This is a genomic window from Tomitella gaofuii, assembly GCF_014126825.1.
Classification (GTDB): Bacteria; Actinomycetota; Actinomycetes; order Mycobacteriales; family Mycobacteriaceae; genus Tomitella; species Tomitella gaofuii.
In genome coordinates, this window is record NZ_CP059900.1 from 42,836 (window position 1) to 62,618 (window position 19,783).

17 protein-coding genes are annotated in these 19,783 nt (G+C 65.2%); 3 read left to right on the plus strand and 14 right to left on the minus strand.

What is annotated here, in order from left to right; translation table 11 throughout:
* Window positions 1-78: 78 nt before the first annotated feature.
* The 10 genes from H4F70_RS00185 to H4F70_RS00230 form a co-directional block, all read right to left on the minus strand.
* Window positions 79-861 carry an SDR family oxidoreductase gene (locus tag H4F70_RS00185; RefSeq protein WP_182358556.1) on the minus strand — a complete coding sequence of 261 codons (783 nt, stop codon included), beginning with the start codon at window positions 859-861 and terminating at the stop codon, window positions 79-81.
* A complete protein-coding gene (locus tag H4F70_RS00190) occupies window positions 861-1,709 on the minus strand; it encodes a sugar phosphate isomerase/epimerase family protein (protein WP_182358557.1) in 849 nt (282 codons plus the stop codon). Before H4F70_RS00190 ends, H4F70_RS00185 begins: the two co-directional genes overlap by 1 nt.
* A gap of 290 nt (window positions 1,710-1,999) precedes the next feature.
* A complete protein-coding gene (locus tag H4F70_RS00195; protein WP_372497642.1) occupies window positions 2,000-2,989 on the minus strand; it encodes an alpha/beta fold hydrolase in 990 nt (329 codons plus the stop codon).
* 1,318 nt (window positions 2,990-4,307) lie between these two features.
* Entirely contained in the window at window positions 4,308-5,360 is a 1,053-nt protein-coding gene (locus H4F70_RS00200) for a hypothetical protein (protein ID WP_182358558.1), read from the minus strand.
* Window positions 5,357-6,523, minus strand: coding sequence for a tyrosine-type recombinase/integrase (locus H4F70_RS00205; RefSeq protein WP_182358559.1), 1,167 nt, complete (start codon window positions 6,521-6,523; stop codon window positions 5,357-5,359). Before H4F70_RS00205 ends, H4F70_RS00200 begins: the two co-directional genes overlap by 4 nt.
* Window positions 6,524-7,020: 497 nt before the next feature.
* A complete protein-coding gene (locus H4F70_RS00210; protein WP_182358560.1) occupies window positions 7,021-8,001 on the minus strand; it encodes a hypothetical protein in 981 nt (326 codons plus the stop codon).
* Window positions 8,002-8,196: 195 nt separating this feature from the next.
* The gene (locus H4F70_RS00215; RefSeq protein WP_235681253.1) at window positions 8,197-8,436 is read right to left on the minus strand and encodes a hypothetical protein; all 240 of its coding nucleotides are present in this window, start codon (window positions 8,434-8,436) and stop codon (window positions 8,197-8,199) included.
* Complete coding sequence (locus H4F70_RS00220; RefSeq protein WP_182358562.1) at window positions 8,433-8,693, minus strand: ribbon-helix-helix protein, CopG family; 261 nt, start codon at window positions 8,691-8,693, stop codon at window positions 8,433-8,435. Before H4F70_RS00220 ends, H4F70_RS00215 begins: the two co-directional genes overlap by 4 nt.
* A gap of 206 nt (window positions 8,694-8,899) precedes the next feature.
* Entirely contained in the window at window positions 8,900-9,481 is a 582-nt protein-coding gene (locus tag H4F70_RS00225; protein ID WP_235681254.1) for a hypothetical protein, read from the minus strand.
* A 271-nt stretch (window positions 9,482-9,752) separates the two neighbouring features.
* Complete coding sequence (locus H4F70_RS00230) at window positions 9,753-10,772, minus strand: DUF2332 domain-containing protein (RefSeq protein ID WP_235681255.1); 1,020 nt, start codon at window positions 10,770-10,772, stop codon at window positions 9,753-9,755.
* 209 nt (window positions 10,773-10,981) lie between these two features.
* On the opposite strand from H4F70_RS00230, the gene H4F70_RS00235 reads away from it, so the two are divergent.
* Complete coding sequence (locus H4F70_RS00235; RefSeq protein ID WP_182358563.1) at window positions 10,982-11,536, plus strand: GrpB family protein; 555 nt, start codon at window positions 10,982-10,984, stop codon at window positions 11,534-11,536.
* A gap of 778 nt (window positions 11,537-12,314) precedes the next feature.
* Here H4F70_RS00235 and H4F70_RS00240 read toward each other — a convergent pair.
* Window positions 12,315-12,869: a hypothetical protein gene (locus H4F70_RS00240; RefSeq protein ID WP_182358564.1), complete on the minus strand. Its 555-nt coding sequence runs from the start codon at window positions 12,867-12,869 to the stop codon at window positions 12,315-12,317.
* Complete coding sequence (locus tag H4F70_RS00245) at window positions 12,869-13,306, minus strand: hypothetical protein (RefSeq protein ID WP_182358565.1); 438 nt, start codon at window positions 13,304-13,306, stop codon at window positions 12,869-12,871. The genes H4F70_RS00240 and H4F70_RS00245 overlap by 1 nt, the downstream gene beginning before the upstream one ends.
* Before the next feature lie 283 nt (window positions 13,307-13,589).
* On the opposite strand from H4F70_RS00245, the gene H4F70_RS21245 reads away from it, so the two are divergent.
* Window positions 13,590-14,705 carry a recombinase family protein gene (locus H4F70_RS21245; RefSeq protein ID WP_443735775.1) on the plus strand — a complete coding sequence of 372 codons (1,116 nt, stop codon included), beginning with the start codon at window positions 13,590-13,592 and terminating at the stop codon, window positions 14,703-14,705.
* A gap of 271 nt (window positions 14,706-14,976) precedes the next feature.
* Here the strand turns inward: H4F70_RS21245 and H4F70_RS00255 are convergent, their stop codons facing one another.
* A complete protein-coding gene (locus tag H4F70_RS00255; protein ID WP_182358566.1) occupies window positions 14,977-15,495 on the minus strand; it encodes a ferritin in 519 nt (172 codons plus the stop codon).
* Window positions 15,496-15,879: 384 nt separating this feature from the next.
* Between H4F70_RS00255 and H4F70_RS00260 the strand changes: the two genes are divergently transcribed.
* The gene (locus H4F70_RS00260) at window positions 15,880-17,847 is read left to right on the plus strand and encodes an ABC1 kinase family protein (protein ID WP_182358567.1); all 1,968 of its coding nucleotides are present in this window, start codon (window positions 15,880-15,882) and stop codon (window positions 17,845-17,847) included.
* 787 nt (window positions 17,848-18,634) lie between these two features.
* Here the strand turns inward: H4F70_RS00260 and H4F70_RS00265 are convergent.
* Complete coding sequence (locus H4F70_RS00265) at window positions 18,635-19,777, minus strand: 3-ketosteroid-9-alpha-monooxygenase, oxygenase component (protein ID WP_182358568.1); 1,143 nt, start codon at window positions 19,775-19,777, stop codon at window positions 18,635-18,637.
* Window positions 19,778-19,783 lie beyond the last annotated feature (6 nt).

Here is a 19,783-nt window from a genome sequence, read left to right on the forward strand (position 1 = left end):
TGGATGTAAGAAAGCAGTATTGGTATATAGGTCACAACAGGGGTGACATTAGTCAGGATTCTGACGACGAATGCCAGGTTAAGGCGCCATGTATTGCCCTCCATTGATGTCTAGTGTCGCCCCCGTGACCATTCGGGCTAGGTCGGACACAAAGAACAACACGGATTTAGCGCATTCATCGTCCGGTGGTATCAATCCTAACGGAATGTTGCGAATGAAATCGTCTATAATGTCCTGCTCTGTACGCCCCTCGTCCTTCGCGCGCGTTCGCACAAGACGCTGGATTGAGGCACCCCAAAGGACCCCCATTCGGGTATGGTTAACTCGAATGTTGTATTGAGCAAACTCAGCGGCCATATGCCGTGTGAGCCCTCCAAGTGCCGCCTTCGCGACGGCATAATTAGCCTCGCCACTGCCCGGCCAAACAGTAGAGATGGTGCCGACGTTGACGATGGCGCCATCCTGCTGAGCCTTCATCGTCGGCAGAACGGCAAGGGACATGCGTAGCGCGCCGAAACAAGTTACGTCCATCACTGGGGGCCACGAGGCAAGATCAGCCTGCTCGATCTGGCGGGAACGAGTGCGAGAGCGAGCACTATTCACGAGGCCGTCTATCCGCCCGAATGCCTCCACGGTGGCTGCGGCGAGACGCCGACACTGGTAATCGTCTGAAACATCAGTGGGAACCGCGATCGCGTCGTGCCCAGCAATATGGAGTTCCTCTACCAGCTCGCTAATGAAACCTTCCGATCGCGCTGAAACCGCCACCGATGCACCTTGCTCAGCAGCGATTCGGCAGAGCTTGGACCCCATGCCAGGGCCCACGCCGGTAACTATTAAAACTTTATCTTGGAGAAACATCAGGAAAACACCTCCTCTGTGAGAAACGTCCGGGTAGCGCCAGCCAGGTGCGCAACCCGCATATCCATTTCACCACGTTCAGCAGTGAAGACCTCGAGGCCTAGTACCAATTCAGCGTCTACTGCCCACAGCTCCCGTACTAGCTCAGCAACAGGAGCGTCTCCTTGGCCGGGTGCAAGCCGGCCCGTCATCGGCACGTATTCGTCTGTGGCCGATGGCGTTCTGCGGCCGCTAATCTGTACCTCGAAAACTTGGCCTGTTTCCAGCGCGGAGAGTTCGGAGCTAGTGCCACCAACGCGGATGTGGTGCCAAGTATCAAACATAACCCCCACTGCTGACGAGTCTGCTTCTTCCATCAAACGGAGGACTGTTTCCAGGTCAGGGATCCCGGTTCCGGGTATGAATTCCAGGCTACATCGAACTCCCGCGTGTTCCACACGACTTGCAATCTCGCTGACCGCTTCGGACATCTGATCAAAGCCTACTGTGGGATCCCCACGATAATGAGCCACGTTCAAGGTTCGAGCACCGAGCTGCACCGCAGCTTCGAGGCAGGCGTCTAGTTCGGCGACGTCGTTTCCGAACTCCTCAGAGTGGGGGGAACCGGGCAAATATCCCAGGAGAGCATCGATGACACCGACTGTCACTCCGGTCGCTGCCAGTCGCTCGAGCCAGTCTTCCGCTTCCCGGGCATGAATGTAGTGTCCCGGCCTGACTGAGATCTCTGGGAAGCCATGTCTCGATGCCAGTGCTGCAAGCTCAACTAGCCCGGCCTCTGGTACGGAGCCCCAGCACAGGGACGTTCTATCCAGTCGTTTCGGCAGCTGCGGCATCGCGATACTCTCCAACTAGGCGAGATAACGTAATGGTCAGGATTAGTCAGCGAACGACGTTGCAGTAGTAGCGATTCCATCCACTGGGACACTTATTGAAGCCGAATGGAAGCGCCGGTTTGCCGCGCCGGCGGCAGATCGTGTCGGCGACAAGGTGCGTAGGCCGCGAAGCGGGTCCTGTGGTGGTCGGGGAATGAGTCAAGAACCGTCATCCGTGCACCACAGGACCCGCCAACATGTTCTGGTCCCTATCGACTCGCCCGTCCCCGATCTATGTACTCGCATCCTCGGAAGAGCCAAAAACCTCAGTACTTTACGGAACTCAGAAAGTTCAATATAGACTCGTTCACCTCAGCTGGCTTCTCCATCTGGACGAAATGACCCGCGTCCTCGATCAGTCGAATGTCTCTCAGATCCGTGACCAGTTTTGGCATTGACTCCAGGGACCCGCTGAACATCTTGACCACCGGTTCCAGGGTTCCGGCGATGAACGTAGCGGGCACATCAATCGTTGCACCCGCAAGATGTTCATTTTGCCGCCACACAAGATCCATTGCCCTGTACCAATTTAGTCCGCCGGTGAAACCGGTGCGGCTGTACTCGCGCACGAAAACAGAGAAATCATCACTAGTCATCCACCCCCATGGAAGCTCTGGCGCCTCCGGAAGTACATCCAAGTATCCGTTTCCTTCTGCTGGGTAGTCGTAGCAAGTAAACCAACGATCAGCATCAGACAAGGCCCAGTATATACGTGCGAGAAAATCAGCTGGTGCCGCATTGAGCTCGCGGTCCGCCGGGCCATAGTGCTGAAAGTAGTCCATATGGTAGAAATGGTCCTTGCTTACTTCCGCATAGGTTTCGCTGGGCGGTTTCGTTACGCGTTCTATCATCGGCACGCTGAGAACTACCACCCCCGCGACACGCTCCGGTGCCCACTGTGGCAAGTCCCAGACGAGGTTTGCCCCAAAGTCGTGTCCGACGAAGACCGCTCGCTCGATCTCGAGTACGTCGAGGAGGCCAGTCATATCTGCGACAGTGGTCTTACGATCATAGTCGGCGGGGTCGGGCGGCGCATCGGTTCCGCCAATTCCTCGCATGTCTGGCGCAATGGCTCGGTAGCCAGCGGCAGCAAGTGCCGCGACCTGGTGTCGCCAGCAATAAGCGAGGCCTGGAAATCCGTGACACAGTACGACAGCAGGTCCTTCCCCTTGATCGGCTATGGCCATGTCAATCCCGTTGGCGTGAACCGTTTTCATCTGCATGACGTGATGCTCCATTTCTGCGAGTTGTAACATGAGTTGATGGTCGAGAGTCCCTGGCGTTTCCTGTATAGTATGTGGAAGTCTATCCGTTTCTGATGGTTTGACTAAAGCGGAGCTACGGAAGTGAAATAGCTAGAGGCAGGTTGAGTATCTATTGCACCGCTGCTTCGAGGCAGGCGTCTAGTTCGGCGACGTCGTTTCCGAACTCCTCAGAGTGGGGGGAACCGGGCAAATATCCCAGGAGAGCATCGATGACACCGACTGTCACTCCGGTCGCTGCCAGTCGCTCGAGCCAGTCTTCCGCTTCCCGGTCATGAATGTAGTGTCCCGGCCTGACTGAGATCTCTGGGAAGCCATGTCTCGATGCCAGTGCTGCAAGCTCAACTAGCCCCTCCTCTGGTACGGAGCCCCAGCACAGGGACGTTCTATCCAGTCGTTTCGGCAGCTGCGGCATCGCGATACTCTCCAACTAGGCGAGATAACGTCATGGTCAGGATTAGTCAGCGAACGACGTTGCAGTAGTAGCGATTCCATCCACTGGGACACTTATTGAAGCCGAATCGAAGCGTGGTAGCTGCCGAGGGTCTCGGTTAGTGCTACAGGAGTGCCTGGTCTTCCTGTGTGACGACGTCGTCGCCGTCGAAGCCCGGCATGCCCACGGCGATCACGTCGGCATCCATGGTGCCGTAGCAACGCGCGGGTTCTGGCCCCGTCGCCGAGTTCTCGGCGGGCGCCTACCAGAACCGCTGATACTCCGCGGTGAACACGTCGCGTGCGCGTGTAGTGGCCAGGTTGTTTGACCCGCGAACTGCGCCCGCCTTGAGCTTGAGGACTTTCAGGTAGCGAGTCAGTTGGAGGTATTCGCTGCTCTTGTGCAGTGAGTGAGTGTGCTGGACGATGATCTGACCGGCGGCGATGCCGGCGTCCGGGCCATGGGCCTCGGTCGTGTCGGTGCCGGCCGGTGTACGGCGCTGGCACCAGGTGATAGAGCTGGCGTACGCAGACGCGCGCTTTCGCGTCGACCCGGCACGAGAGCCGCGTGTCCGCGGCGGAGCACAGGGGCAAGGTGCCGGCGGCGGAAGCGGCTGGCACGGTTAGCAGACCTTGCCAGGAGTGATCCCGTGGAATCTCTGGTGGCTATGCCTGACTACTGCGCTGCGGACAGATGATCGGTGATGAGTCCGATCAAGTTATACGTATCGAAAAGTCGGTCACCGCGTATATCTCATCGGAAACGATCGCTCCAAGTCGGCAAGTTGGCCGGCCCAGCGAGAGTCAGCAGGATGACTCGAAAATCTAAAGGTTCACGAGACACCAACCCGAGGGGCGGCCGCCGCGGACGATGTCGTTTTCAGAAGTCGGCTGCACGGATGTCAGAAGTGCTCTGCACACGCCCTGTCGTCGCCGCCTCCTCGTCGAGAATCGCCAGGGTGCGTTCGAGTATCTCGTCGGCCCGTGTGCCGATGTCGTCGATGAGCGCGTCGAGTGCGGCCAGGCGGGTGTGATCACGGCGCCGTGCGGCGATGCCGCGGTCGTAATACGCGCCGAGCCGTACCGGCTCGGCGATAGCGGTCTCGGTGGCCGGGCGCGGCCTGTCCTGGGCCGGCTCGCGCGGGGGTGGTGCGTGGCCGGGCGCGGTGCCGGTCAGGTGGGCGCGGACGATCATCCCGATCGAGGCGGCCATAAGAGGTTGCGGGGCGAGCGGCAGGTAGCCCCACCTGTCGATGCGGGTGAACACCGGTGCGACCGAGTAGCGCAGGTTCGCGGCCACGTCGGGCAGTGCGGCGCGGTCAAGCCGGTCGGCCAGGGCGCGGGTGCTCGGGTGGGTGTCGACGAACTCGAGCACCGCGGCCCACCGGTGTACGGCTGCCGCACCGTCGTCCGGCAACGTCACGGACAGTCCTGCAGTGGTCACGGCCGAATCGCCGCAGGTGAGCGCGGTCAGGTCGCGGCGGCGTAACCCGGCGATGGCGGTGAACGTCATGCCGGCGGCGGCCAGGGTCAGGAGCGCCGCGTCGCGGCGGCCGAACAGCCCGCGGGGCCAGCCCGATGCCGGCAGCGCCGCCACGACGGCGTCGACTCTATCCCGCATGCGGGCCAGGCGCGCGGCCCGGCGAGCGTCCAGGGTTTCGCGAATGGGTTCGGACCTGCCCGAGGCGGGCAGGCCACAGAGCGTGTGGGCGTGGTTGATCGCTGACATGCGGCGGCGCTGGGTCGCCGGGGTTGCCGGGTGCTCGGCGATGAACTCGGCAAGCGTCGCGGGTGCGGCTGGCAGGGCGGGTGTGTCGGTCGCGGCGCACCAGTCGGTGAACAGGGCCCAGTCGTGCCGGTAGCGGCCGGGCATGCGCAACGAGCTTGATGCCTGGTCGCCGCCGGCTTCGACGGCCTCGCCGGCGGTGGTCATAGTCCGAGGGTGGTCACGGCGTTGCCGATCAGCGGGGCGTGTTCGCGGGCATAGACCTCGAGCATGGCGGGGCTGGCGTGGCCGGTTTGCCGCATGATCGCGTGCGCATCCGCCCCGGCCCGGAAGGCTTGGGTGACGAACCCCGCCCGCAGCGAATGCCCGCCGAGGCGAGCGACGAACCCGTCGTCATAACCGGCGGCCGCGGCGCGCCGCCGGATCATCTTGTGCACCGCCGCCCCCGACAACGCCGTGGTACTGATATGCCCGGCGCCGCGGATCGGGCGGAACACCGGGGCGCCCGGGTCCGGGATACTCGGCCAGCGGCCGTGGCACACGTGCGTATCAGGCTCGTCGGGGCTGCGCAGGAGCCGGATGATGGCGGGCCGCCCGCCGGTATCCGAAGTAGCGATGACGTGCAGCCACCGCACATACGCGCACGGGCCGCACGAGCCCGGCTCGGCCCCGTAGGGCACGGCCCGAGTAGCGCCGGTACCGTCCTGGTCGGTTTTCGACCGGCCGATCCGTAGGTGCAGCCCGTCGGTCCTGTGCCCGGTGACGTCGCCGACCGTGAGGGCGACGAGTTCGCTGCGCCGCAGGGCCGCAGCAAAGCCGAGAAGGAGCAGCGCCGCGTCGCGGCGGGCGTACACCCGCTTCGCCCACGTGTCGGATTGGGCGTCCATCGCGGCCAGGATCGTGGTGATGTCGCCGGTCAGCAGCGGGGCGACCTGGCGCACGGGCCGTTCGCCGGCGGACGCGCACGCCCGGCGGATACCGGCGAGGGTGGCGGCCACCAGCGGTGCCGAGGCCGGATTGACGTGCCCGGCGTGGTGATGATGACGTCCGATCGCCGCGGCCCAGCGGGCGAGCGTGGACGGGGCATAGACGCGTTGCCCGCTGGAGGTACGGGTCGCGGCCGCGTCGGTCATGTACGCGGCGATAATCGCCGGCGCCGCGGGCAGCGGCGTGTGCCCGCGGGCGGCGCACCAGCACGTGAAGCGGCGCCAGTCCGCGGCGTAGGCACGGCGCGTGTTCGGGGCGGCCGCGGCGTGTACCGCGTCGGCGATCCGGGCAGCATCGACCGCGGGCAGCGGCCGAGTACCAGCGCTGCTAGAAGCGCGGTCGTCGCCGGGGCGGAGGGCAGGTGGACCGTACACGGCGCTCATGCTAGTTGCGGCCACCGACAATCTGAGCCGGTCACCGCTTGTTAGGGGCAGTCGCCTGCCTACGCGCAGCGAATGACGTCCGAGCTGGGAGTTCACCGAATCGGGTGCGATAAGGCCAGTTATCGTGCCTCGCCCCGCACAGATGCGCAGTGACCACCCGGAGGCGCCGGCGCGGGCCCCGCCCGGGGGCCGGTGTACGACGTGTCGCTTTCGCCGTTGCGTGTCACTTCGATGTCACTCCGGCGTGTTTCCCCAGGGCAATCGGGTCAGCCCTGGGGAGAGGGTGGGGACGTCCGAGGGGCACGGCGCGCGTGTGGGGATCCGCAGGTCATGCGGGCGCCCGGTGGACACGACCGGCCGGAACCGGCACGGACGGCGTCTGGGAGATGGCACCGGGGACCGGCATTGGCAATGCGTGCTGCCGTTCGCCTCGTGTTGTAGGCGGAGGGTGATCAGGGGCGGCTGGTGGGGGACGGGCTTCGGCCGGGGGTGAGGCGTTATCGGTGTCGGCTGCGCCGGTGGTGGTGGAGGTCGTGGAGTGTGGAGTACACGTGTGGGCCGATCGTGTAGGCCCAGAACAGCAGGGTGCAGGCGGCCGCCGCGTCCGCGAGGATCGTGGCGGCGGGCAGTGAGAGCCTGCCTGCGTGGCTTGCGCCGAGCGCATAGACGCCCATGGAAAAAGTCGGTGGCCAGGGTGGTATGCCGCGCTGGCCACGGGTCGTGTGCAGGTGGTGCACGCTTGCCGCCAGTACGGGGATCAGGAGTGCGGACCCGATCGCCCACAGCACCACTACAGCCGCGGCGGCGATGGGCATGGTGGTGTGGTCGGCGGCCTGTGGCGCCGTGCGGCCGATCGCTGCGGCGGCGAGCCCGGCGCAGCCGGCGCCGACCCACCAGGACACGCGGGGGGTTCCGGGCTTCGGTATGCCGACGCGGCGCAGATGGGCCGCGGCGATGACGAGCATCGTGAGGTATCCGAATACCCCGAGCGTGCAGGCCGCCAGCGGTAGCCAGGGGTGGGAGGGCAGGATGCTCGCTGTTGCGATGGCCCCGGCCAGCAGTGCGGCCGGGGCGAGGAACCATGTGCCGTCGAATGCGGGCATCCGCGAGCCGCTGCCTGCGTACCGCATCGTCAGCGATCCGAACAGTGCCAGGGTGGAGAGCCATCCCGGCAGAAAGGCGCTCCACGCGCCGATGTGCGCCAGGGTGCCGGGCTGTTCGGCGAGTCCGGTGGCGACGACCATGAGGCCGATCGGCACGGTGAAGGCGCCGGGCGATGGCCTGCGCGTGAGCGCGGTGAGCGGCACCCCTCGCATCCGGCCGGCTATCGGGATCAGCAGTGCCTGCGTGGCCGCCAGCGCGAGCAGCGGGAGCCGCAGTGACGACAGCCCGATCAGCGGTGTGAGCTGCGAGGCGGCACCGGTGGCCATGACCGCGCCATACGGCATGACCGACGCGGGCGGCGGATGCACCTTCACACCGGAAGATTCTGCCCGAAGCGGGCAATGGTCAGCCGCCGGCACCACAGATCAGATGTCACCCGATCCTGCCGCGGCCCCCAGACCTGCATTTGAGCATCTAGGGAACACCCACCGCACAGACCTGTTACGAAACGCGCGAGCACCCATCGGAGCGTGACGTTGGGGTCTAGACCGAGCTTTGGCGGAACGGCGTCAGTCGAGGAGTCCGAGATAGGTACGTCGCGCCTTCATCGCATGGATGACTTCGGCGGTGCCGTCGTCGTAGTGCAACACGACCAGCTCGAGAACGCGGGTGTGGGTGTCGAATCCGAGGACGAGGACTCGCTGGGGATGCTCGTCGTCGAGGGGGCCGGTGAGAAGCGGGGTGTCTGAGGCTGCACGGATGTCGCCATCGGTGATGCCGTGCTTGTACGCGGATCGGCGAATGATCACGAGGCGTCGGCCCACTGGGCCAGCGCCTGCCGGATCGCCTCGGAGCGATTCAGATGTTCCCGCTTGGCGCGGGACATCACGGCCTGCAGTTCCGCATCGGTCATGCGCACGGGCACGACCTGCGCCGCACCTTCCGCCCGTGCGGGTCGGCCCATGCGTTTTTTCAGCCACTGTGGGTCGTAGCCGGCCTCGGCCTCGCCGACCCACTGGTCGATCTGCTGCTCGGAGACATCACGTCCCTGGATCTTCCGCTCCATACCCACAATCGTAATACGAAACCATAGGGCTGGGTAGAGCATGCTGCGCTTGCGTCGGTCTGGCGTACACGCACCGCGCAGGGCTGTTACGAAACGGCTGACCGCCCATGGGAACGTGACGTTGCGGCCTAGGGCAACATCTGAAGTGGGCAGCGATGCTCTCGAAGCGCGTGAGCCAGCACGCGAAGGACAAGTGAAACTACGGTTCACGGTCGGGGTTGTTTTGCGTCTCCCGGCTGAGATAAGCGCATCAGCCAGAGCCCTCGAGCAAGCATGACGAGCCCGAGCCCGAGTCCCCAGCCCAGCTCGGAGAGCGCCACTCCCACACCGGCTTGCCCGGTGACATCACCGCTGGCGTCGATGCTGAAGATCGTCGCGAATCCGGCCGCGGTCCCCGCAGCCGCAGCCAGCCCACCTGATAGCGGCCAGCGCGACAGGTATGCGACGAGGAAACATGCACCGACGACGGTGATACCGCATGCGAGTACCTGCCAGGTCGGAAACTCATTCGGCGCCGGCAACCCGGGGCCGAAGACCTCACCGTGACAGTCCGCCGACCAGCTCAGCCAAACGATGCAGGATGCAGCGCCGAGAATCCCCGCTACCATCCCGGTCAGCCACAGGCCGAGCGAACGCGCCCTGCCTGCCGAGCAGGGTTCTATCCGCCGCCGCTCCCAGCGTCGTACGAGCCAGATGACCCCCGCGGCCAACACAGTCGGCACGACAACCAAGAACAGCACCATGGACAGGAACCGCGTTCCCGAGAAGTAACCAGCGACAACCGTCACCTCTGCATCCTCTCCCAAAGGAGGGTCCCCGCACGTCTTGAAGCGATCCGCTGGTCCCGGTCGTCCGTATATCTAGGACCTTCCCTAGATGCACAGACCTGCATTTGAGCATCTAGGGAACACCTACTGCACAGATCTGTTATGAAACGCTCGACCACCCATTGAACCGCCCCGGCATGTCCGGAGACTCGGATTGTTGGGAGAGTGGGAGTCATGCCAGGGAACACGACACGCCGGGGGGATTCACGCCCGTCCGTAGGGATTGGTGAGATCAGCTGGCGAGCCAGTCGAGAGTTTGTCCGTGTCCGCCGGCGTAGGCCAGGGGCGTGCTGTCGAGGGTGACGACGAACTGCCCGCGGGTCTCGGAGACAGATTTCGGGAGCCGGGTGGTCACGGGCTCGATGACGACAGCACCTTCGTTGCTCACCCAATGACAGGGCAACTCCCGGACTGTGTGCTCGAAGGTGCGTCGTGCGGCGGGGTCTATGTAGTTGAGGACGGCGCTACCGAAAACAACAACGGTCGTGCCGGGCGGTGCTGCGCAGACAAGGTCTGTAATCGTGTCGGTCAGGTCCCCGGTGGTCACGCGCGGCGGCTCGTTGCGCGCGATCTTGGCGGCAGAGCGTAATCGCCGGAGACGTTCGTCTTGTCCGGGCCACACAAGCGCTTCGAGCCAGCGCATGTCGTCGTCGCTATGCGGGTCCAGCGGGTTCACATCGACCCCGGCGCGGTAGGCCACCTCCGGGAGCGCCGTGGGCAGCGGTGCGTTGCCTGAGACGGTGCACGGCAGCACGACCGGGGATCGGCCCGTCTGCGGGTCGATCTCCCGCACCGCACCCTTCTGACCCGTCATGGTGTAGCGGTAACTGAATCGGTCCGGGAACAAGCACAGCCCCGCCGAAGCACCGACCTCGATCAGCGACAATGGCTCTTGCAACGATGCGAGTATCGGCAACAACACCGCGGCGCGACCGCACTCGTTGGTCTGGGTGCTGCGGGTGCGGGCCATCGCGCCCACAGCTTCCCAGTGCGTGAGCAGCCACGCTCTGAACTCCGGAAACGACGATTCGGGAACACCGAGATAGCGGGCAGCGCCGAGCACGAGATTCGGCTGCCGCTTCGCCAGAGGTAGCTGATCGATCAGCCCGATCAACGCCGGATCATCGGCGATGCCGCGGCACCATTGCTCATAGACGGGTGAGTTGCCGTGTGCCTCGTACTCGGCGAACAACCGGTACCTGCGAGCGGTATCCATGACCAGATCATGCTCCGCCGGCGTCAGCGACACCATGCACGATGGCGCGCATCGTCACCGGAACCCGTCGCCAGCGCGGAACATTGGGCAGCAGAGACAGACTGCAGTTTCGCTGTTCGACCTCTCCCAGGACGGGTAACCATCCGCTCGCAAGGCTGAATCAACTACCACAGGCAAACCGCTCGGGCTCATGCCCCGCAGCCACGGGCCCCCGAGCGCTCGCTCCTCATGGAACACTGACGATTATGTCTCCGGAACGCGACGAGCGCCGTCACGCGGCCGCTGAAGATCTGGCAGACGCCGGCGGCCACGATGCGCCGATCCGGATTGTGCGCTACAGGGACGACTGGCCGCGTCAGTTCGTCGCAGAAGCAGAACGACTACGCCCGTTCGTGCCCGACCTTGTCTTCCACCACATCGGATCGACCGCCGTGCCCGGGCTTGCGGCAAAGCCAGTGATCGACCTGATGGCGTTCGCCGAGAAGCCGGACATGCTAGTGGAAGAGATCATCGCGGCCGGGTACCAGTACCCCCGCGCCTACAATGCTGTGCTCGGTGCACGGCGATGGTTCTGCCGGCCATCGGCAGCCGTGCGCACACATCACCTCCACCTCGTGGCAGACCGCGACGAGCTGGACCGCAACCTCCACATCCGTGACGTGCTCCGTACGCGGGAAGACCTCGCTGATGAATACGCGGCGTTGAAGCGCGACCTGGCACGATCGGCGAACGCTGACCGGGAAGGCTACACAGCCGGTAAGACTGCTTTCATCGGACGCATCGGGAACCTGACTTTGTAAGCAGGTGGGGACATTCAACGCTCGATCTACGGAAGTCTGTCGGCGCGCTCGTGCAGTTCAATACACCCGAACCAGTGGGCATCTAGAACGATCCCTACATACACACATCTGAACGTGTGCATCTAGGCCACACCCCAGATGCACAGTCCGGCGTGAGCGAACCCAAGTGTACCTAGGGCCGCGACCGAGATAGATGCACACTTCCGCCCGGGGCCAGACATGACGGGTCAGGAAGAGCCACGGCGCCGACCCTGCCGATCACGGTAGGGCCGGCGTCGTCTGTTTCGACCCCGGCCGCTTCTCTCGACCGGGGCATGGACAATAACAGAACGTGAGTTCGATAGACGCCGGCCGCCGGAAATGATCGTTTCTGGGCGGCGAGGTGGCCAGCCCGGCGAGAACGGGCGAGATGACTCATAAATCTAAAGGTTCACGAGACACCAAGCCGAGGGGGTGGCCGCCGCGGACGACCTGGGCGGCAACGGGCCGGAGACTGTCTTGTGAACGCGTACCGCCGACATGCGTCTCAGTCGTGATGCTCCCTGGGGGTTGTCGAGGCGTACGGGCCGGCATGAGGCTCCTCGGGTACACGCGGGTCACCACGGGGTGGGTTGCGGCGGGCTGCGTGGTGCGTGATCGTGCTGGTGGCGGCGAGGTTGGCCGTGTGCGGCCATCTTGCTAGAGTTGTGGTGTAGCCACCCCATCGCGGTGGGGTTGGAAGTGAGCCGCAGGATTACTCGCCGGACGACGAGGCCTGCGGCTCGCGTCGTCTCTTCGGTCACACGTGGTGGAGCTCGACGGCGTTGCCGAGCGCGGCGAGGTAGTCGGCGTTGCCGACACGGGACTGCACGACGGCGCCGCAGACGATGTCGGCGACCGCCAATGCTGGCTCTGCCCGTCCGATCGCGTGATCGATCCGCAGGCCTGCGGAAACGACCTTTTGGGCACGGAACTTCTGCAACAGGTCGGTGTCGCTGCGGTCGAGTTGGCCGCGGGACTCGAAGGTGATCTGGCTGCACGGCATGTTGGCGAGGTTCGGCAAGAGGTACTCGAGGCACTTGCGGCGGTGGCGCCGATCGGCGGCGCCGGACTCGCTGCGGACGACGACGAACCCGGCCACCGGCAGGGTGGCGACGGCGTCGATCAGGTCCTGGCGGCGGGCATCGCTGCTGCCATGCCAGTGCACCTTCTTCTCGCCGGGAAGACGCAGCTCGCTCATCGCCGCGCGCAGCGCGGGTATGTCGTCTGCTTCGCAGAGCGCCGCCGCGATGAGGTAGGTGCCGGGGTCACGGTCTGGCTGCGAGCCGCTCTCATCGGCCCACGCGGTGAGCACTACCGGTCGTGCTCTGTGGCCGCGGGGGGAGCATCAGCGGGTGGGGCAGCGTGGCGGCGTCCGCGGTTGCCGATGATCTCGGTGCCCGCGTCGAGATCGATGCACAGGACGTCGTCGTCCATGCGGGCCGGGTACCGGCGCGAGATCGTCGTATCGATGTCGTAGAACGCGGTGAACGCCGAACCGGCCACCATCACCGGACCGGTGCCGGCGCTGCGGCCAGCTCCGCGTACCGCGTAGCCGTGCGGCACGTCGTCGCCGACGCCGCGGATGCCGACGATGCCGCCCTCGCGGTCGTAGAGTAGTTCCACGCACTCGGGGGCGTCCATGAGCGTGTAGGCGGCGCGGTTGATCGAAATGACGCCGCGTTTCTGGATGCTCACCGACGGTGCCCGCCGCAGGGACGTGTTGCGCTTGTCGAACACCTCGAATGCCATCTGCCACCTCCAGAAGGTGATGCTATCGCAGTCGCATGCACCGGTACCTATACGGCATCAACAGACGTCTAAGGCGGACGACGTGCGCGTGCTTGCAGAGCAGGAGATACCGGTCTGCAGATATGCATCGCTCCCATCGCCTCCAACGCGCACAAGACGTCATATAGCGATACTTATCGCCCTTCATGTGCTATAGAATTAGTGACAGATTATGTGACAGTGCCGAGCGCTCTGGCGCACTTGGCGAGGACTGTCACGTGAACGGTCGTATAAGTGACAGTGGGTGGAAGGGGAGTGGTCGGCGGTGTGGGTGGGCTATGCGCGGGTGTCGAAGGACGACGGATCGCAGTCGACCGCTCTGCAACGCGACGCACTCCTCGAGGCCGGCGTCGACGAGCGGGTGATCTACGAGGACCGGGCGTCGGGAGCGAAGGCCGACCGGCCCCTGTTGGAAGCGTGCCTGCGCTCGCTGCGCGAAGGCGACACCCTGGTGGTGTGGAAGCTCGACCGGCTCGGCCGGAGTCTGCGGCATCTGGTGACGATCGTCGAGGACCTCACCGACAGGGGAGTGGGCATCAAGGTGCTCAGCGGGCAGGGTGCGGCGATCGACACCACCACGGCATCGGGCAAGCTCGTGTTCGGGATCTTCGCGGCGCTCGCGGAGTTCGAACGCGAACTCATCTCCGAGCGCACCAAGGCGGGGTTGGCGTCGGCGAGGGCCCGGGGGCGTCGGGGTGGCCGCCCGTACAAGATGACGCCGGCGAAGCTGCGTCTGGCGATGGCGGCGATGGCGGATAGGGACACGCATGTCGGGGCGTTGTGTGTGGAGCTCGACATCACCCGGCAGACGCTCTACCGGCACGTGTCACCTACAGGGGAGCTGCGCGAAGATGGGCGCAAACTCCTGGCGGAGCGGCCCGCGGTGGCCGCGCCACGCTCGGGTGCGTCGGCCCGCCCCGACAGCGACGGCGCCACGCCGCATGCTGAGCAGGCCGGCCCGGTGGCCCGCCGGTCAGACCATGCCGGGGAAGTGCCCGTGGTCACAGCGCGGGTGCAGCCCGGGGCGAAAGGCGACGATGGCGCCGCCGGGACGGCGGATGAGTTAGCGTGTCCAGGATGTGGGTATCGGCCGACCCGGCCGCGTGATCTCATCCCGCACCGTGAGGACCTGGCCACGGTGTGGCTGCACGTCGACGGCGACCTGGTGTCCGAGGGGCGGCATTGCGCCCGTTGCCAGCCCCACGACCGGGTCCGCGCGATTACGTGCAGCCGGTGCGGTGACGGGCCGCTGCTGACCGGGACAGGTGGCGGCGGAGTGCTGCCTGCGGCGGCGGCCGACTGGCTGCGCCACCACGGGTGGACGACGACGCCGGAGCTGATCTGCGATGACCATGCTTGATCGTCCTGCCGAACCCGACAGTGGCCGCGAGCGCGGGGTGTTGTCGGCAGTCAGTTGCAGGCGGTGCCCGTGGTCCCAGGCGACTGCACCGTCGGGCGTTGCAGAGCTTGCGGCCCTGCGCCGCCGCTACGGTTTCCGGGTCGATGGCAGCCTCTCGCCGCAGGACGCTGATTAGGCCGGTCGGCTCCAACACCGCCAACGTCACCTGTTCGTGCACCAGACCCAAGTGGCGTGCCCGTGTCGCGTGCCGAATTGTGACGATGGCCAGGTCTTACTCGGCGTCGGCTTCCGTGGTGGCGACAGGGCGCTGACTCAATTCGCTATCCAGGCGGAGCAACCCGGGACCGTCGTCACCGGTCAACTTGAGCTGACCGATGATTTCGCTGATCGTCGATTCTTCTTCGATTTGCTCGGAGAGGAACCAGCTCAACAGCGGACGGGAATCGAAGTCGTGGCACTGTTCGGCGGCTTGGACCAGCTCTCGTATTGCCGCAGATACCTTCTGTTCGTGGTCGAGGGCCGAGGTGAAGCACTCCAACGCGGTACCGGCAACTACCTGCGGCGCCGAGACGGTACCGATCTTCGGGTGGTTGCCGCGGTCAGCGAGGTGATCGATGAACTTATTGGCGTGCACGATCTCCTCGTCGGCCTGGTGCCGCAGCCATGCGGCCATGCCGGGGAGATCACGCAGATCCATCTCGATCGCGAGTTGCCGGTACACCATGGATGCCTCGAATTCCAGAAGGATTTGCCGATTGAAGGCGTCTTCGAGTTCTCTACCAAGCATCATGACCCCACTCTAACCAGCCAGGGCAGGGCCAGGCCGTGCCTGCCTGTGCCCAGAGCCAGCCGCTCAGGCTACGTGACCTGCGCGGTCACCTGATCGTGCAGCAGTGCCCACAAAGGGACAGCGTTGACCAATCCCCTGATCCCGAGACGGCGTTGTGTGGGGGCCGGCGACGGCGAGCGTGGCGGCTTTGCGCTGATGGCCCGGCACCTCGAAGCCTGCGCGCTCGATGACGCTGCCGTAGCACCGTGGGGCCGGCGCCGTGGGTATCACTGAGTCGGATATGGGCGCCCCTGGTTCCCGACATCTTGGCCGCAGGATCGCCGTGGAGCATCATCGGTGCTGCCGACGGGAAACTCGGCGGCACCGACAGGAGGTTCGTGCTGAATGGGGCAGACGGCTCTGAACGTACTGATAGCGATCGTGGTGGCGATCGTGTCGATCGCCATGATCATCGCGGTGGCGCGGCGGGTGATCGGCATCCACGTGGGACTGACCCGGTCGGCGCTTGCCGCGGTGGTGGCGCTCGGTACGGAGCTGGGCTTCGAGTCGCAGGTCGTCTGGAAACAGGATGCGAACAACCTGGCGTTCGTACCGCTGCAGGTCGGCATCATCGTGCTGGTGGCACTGCTGTTCCTCGTCCTTGCCGAGGTGCTAGTGCCCCAAGGCAGCCTCGCCCGGCCGGACCATATCGTCCGCGCCGCCCAGCGGCACTGGGTCACCGCCCGCCGCGGGTGGCAGTTGACCCGGATCATGATCCGGCATGGGCTACCGGCGATGGCGAGGGGAGAAGGCGCTCCGTTCGGAGGGACGGAGTTCCAGCGCCGGGAACGCGCCCGCGAGTTGCGCGGCGCACTCGAAGAGGCGGGCGCGTCGTTCGTCAAGTTCGGCCAGATGCTGTCGACTCGCGCGGATCTTCTGCCCGATGAGTTCCTCGAGGAACTGTCCCACCTGCAACAGCGTGTCGCGCCGGTCCCGTGGGAGGACGTGGCCGAGGTGGTGCGGCATGAACTCAAGGACGAACCCGATGGTGTCTTCGCGGAGATCGAACGCACCCCGTTAGCGTCCGCATCGATAGGCCAGGTCCACCGAGCCAGGCTGCGCACCGGCCAGAGCGTGGCCGTGAAGGTGCAAAGGCCCGGCATCCGGGTGACGGTGGAGCGTGACCTCGAACTCGCGCTCAGAACCGCGCGAAGGTTGGAGGGTTCCACCGTATGGGGACGCTCGCTCGGCGTTGCCGCGATCGTTGAGGGCTTCGCCGAGGCCCTCCGTGAGGAACTCGATTACCGCGTGGAAGCCCGCAACCTGATCGCGCTACGCACAGTGGTCGGGCGGCACGGTGCGACGCCGCCGATGGTCGTGCCCGCCGCACACCCGGACTATTCGAGTGAGCGCGTGCTGACGATGGACTTCGTCCCCGGACAGACGCTCGCGTCGGCCGGTGTCATCGAGGCGATGAGCGGTGCCCAACGCGCGGAGTTGTCCCGGGCCCTGTTCGACTCGTTTCTGCGGCAGGTGACCGTCGACGGCGTGTTCCACGCCGATCCGCACCCGGGCAATATCGTCCTGACCGACGACGGCACGGTCGCGCTGATCGACTGCGGCTCGGTCGGGCGCATCGATTCCCGACTCCGGTCCGAGCTGGAACAGTTCATGCTTGCCGTCGAGCGCGGCGACCCCGATATGGTGTGCGACGCGCTGTTCGGGTTGGTCATACGGCCCGAATACGTCGACGAGGACGGCCTGCGCCGCACCATCGGCCGGTTCATGGCACTGTACTTGTCGGCCGGCAGCGAACCCGGTGCCGCCATGTTCGCCGAGCTGGTGCGGGTCGTGGCCGAGTACGGGCTGACCGTCCCGGCGGAGATCGCGGCGGCATTCCGTGCCATCGGCACGATGGAAGGCACCCTCGCCCTGCTCGACCCGGGATTCGACGTGCTGGCGGAGTCGCGCGAATTCGCCTCCCGCCAGTTCTCTGCGCGGATGACCCCGCAGTCGCTCCGCGACGCGGCGATCGACGAGCTCCTCGCGGTGCTCCCGACGCTGCGCCGCGTGCCCCGGCATCTTGACCGCGTCGCCTCCTCTCTCGAGGCGGGACGGCTAAAGGCGAACATCAGCCTCTTCTCCGACGATCGCGACAGAAATTTGATCACTGGCCTCGTGAACCAGGTGTTGCTGGCATTCCTCGGCGGCATCGCAGGCATCATGGCGGCTGTTCTGCTGGCGAACCCCGGCGGTCCGCAGGTGAGCGACACGCTCACGTTGTATGAAATTTTCGGCTACAACCTGATCGCGATCAGCGGAATACTGTTCCTGCGAGTGCTTTTCGTCATATTCGCGAAGAAGCGAAGATAATCGCCACGCCACCCAGGCCGGCGCCGCGTGTCCATCGCAGTACCGTCTGCAGCACACTATCGACCACTGCATGGCGTCGAAGCAAGGGACCGCGGTCAGCGTGGCCCTGCCGCCGGCGCGGCCGGAAATCGACTGGTGCACCCCTTTGGTTGCCTCGCCCGCCCGCCATATCACCACGGCGCCTGCGGCCGCCGTGTGTACGACTACCGTCCGGGAAAATATCACCTCACGCAGAGGCTGACCGGCCGGCCCCGGTCCGGCACTTTCCGCCGCCATCACGGTGGCCACGTGGTTATCGGCCGAGATCAACGACGCCGTGCTCGCGCCCCTCGGTCAGCTGCTGTGGGTTGCTATGAGTGCCTGCATTCTGGGCGGGCCCGAGTCATACTTCCAGTTCCTGATCCGAAATACGCAGTGCAGCGGTGCGGCGCGCTCGTCGATCAGTGGGGCCTTGGTCGTGTGGCAGCTTCTTCGGGCGAGCCGATTCCGGCGAACCCGTGGCCGTCCTCATCGTCGGGTACCGGCAGCCGCCCGTCGGCGACCGCCTGGTCGATACTGGCTTGCAGCGAACGGCAACTGTGCCCGCCGCCGCTGCGTTCTGCGGCCGCCGCTGCGATTTGAAACCACGCGCACGCTTGGTCGGATCCTCCGCGCCACTGCACCGAGGTGTGCCGGTGGCTGAGTTTGCACACCAGTACCTCGTTGCCGCAATCTCTGCAGGTGACTGGGTGCATGTGCATACCGCGTCCTGGGAAAAGTGTGCGCCGGCCACCGGCCCGGCCGGCGCTCAGTGTGCGGATTCGGCCTCGCGCCGGGCGAGGTTCTCGGCGATCTGGGCGCGCCAGGCTTCGTTGGCCTTGGTCGGGTCCATCTCGAATTCGAAGCGGTCTGTCATGTCGTCGGTGATGTCCGCCCGGTCCACGTAGAACTGCTCGTACCAGCGACGCAGCTGGTAGATGGGACCGTCCTCCTCGCACAGCAGCGGATTGTTGATGCGGGCCTTGCTGCGCCAGATGGCGACGTCCTGCTCGAAGCCGCGGGTGATGAAGCCGACGTTCGATGCCGTGATCGCCTCCGCCTGGCCTTCCGGGATGTCGGGGGTCTTGCGGACGGTGGCCCCGTACTGCAGGACGAACTTCCCTGGCGTGACGGGGTAGTGGCAGTTGATGAGCTTGGTCTCCACGTCGTAGCCCGTGTAGTGATAGCACAACTCGTCGATCATGAACGAGGGCCCGTAGTAGGACGCCACCGACGAATTGCCCTGGGACACCTTGGCGCGGTCCACCCCCGGCGGGAGCATGTCTTCGCGGCCCTCGCCGTTCATGTACTGCGTGGCGGTGACGCCCTCGAAGACGTTCTTGAAGTACGTGGGGAGCGAGAAGTGGATGTAGAAGAAGTGGGCGAAGTCGACGACGTTATCGACGATCTCGCGGCAGTTGGTGTCGATGGTGATCGTCTTCCACTGCCACTCGGTCCACTCGTCGTCGCCGGTGCGGATGACGGGGATGTACTCCTCCGGCGTGCCGCCCTCCGGGTCGTTCCACACGAACAGCAGGTCGTCCTGTTCCATGGTGGGCCAGGCCTGGGTGCGGGCGCGCATGGGCACGCGCTTGGCATAGGGGATCTCCTTGCACTTGCCGTCGCCGCCCCAGCGCCAGTCGTGGAAAGGACACGCGATCTCGTCGCCCTTGATCGTGCCCTGCGACAGGTCGCCCCCCATGTGCCGACAGTACGAGTCCAGCACGTTGAGCTCGCCCTGGGTGTCCTGCCAGACGACGAGCTTGCCGCCGAAGGCCTCGATCGAATGGGGCTTGCCGTCGCGGAAGTCCTTGGCCAGGCCCAGGCAGTGCCAGCCGCGGGCGAACCGCTCGGGGGCGGCAGCGTTGTCGATGAGGCGGGCGGAGTCGGCGCTGTCGGAGATTACACTCATAGGGAT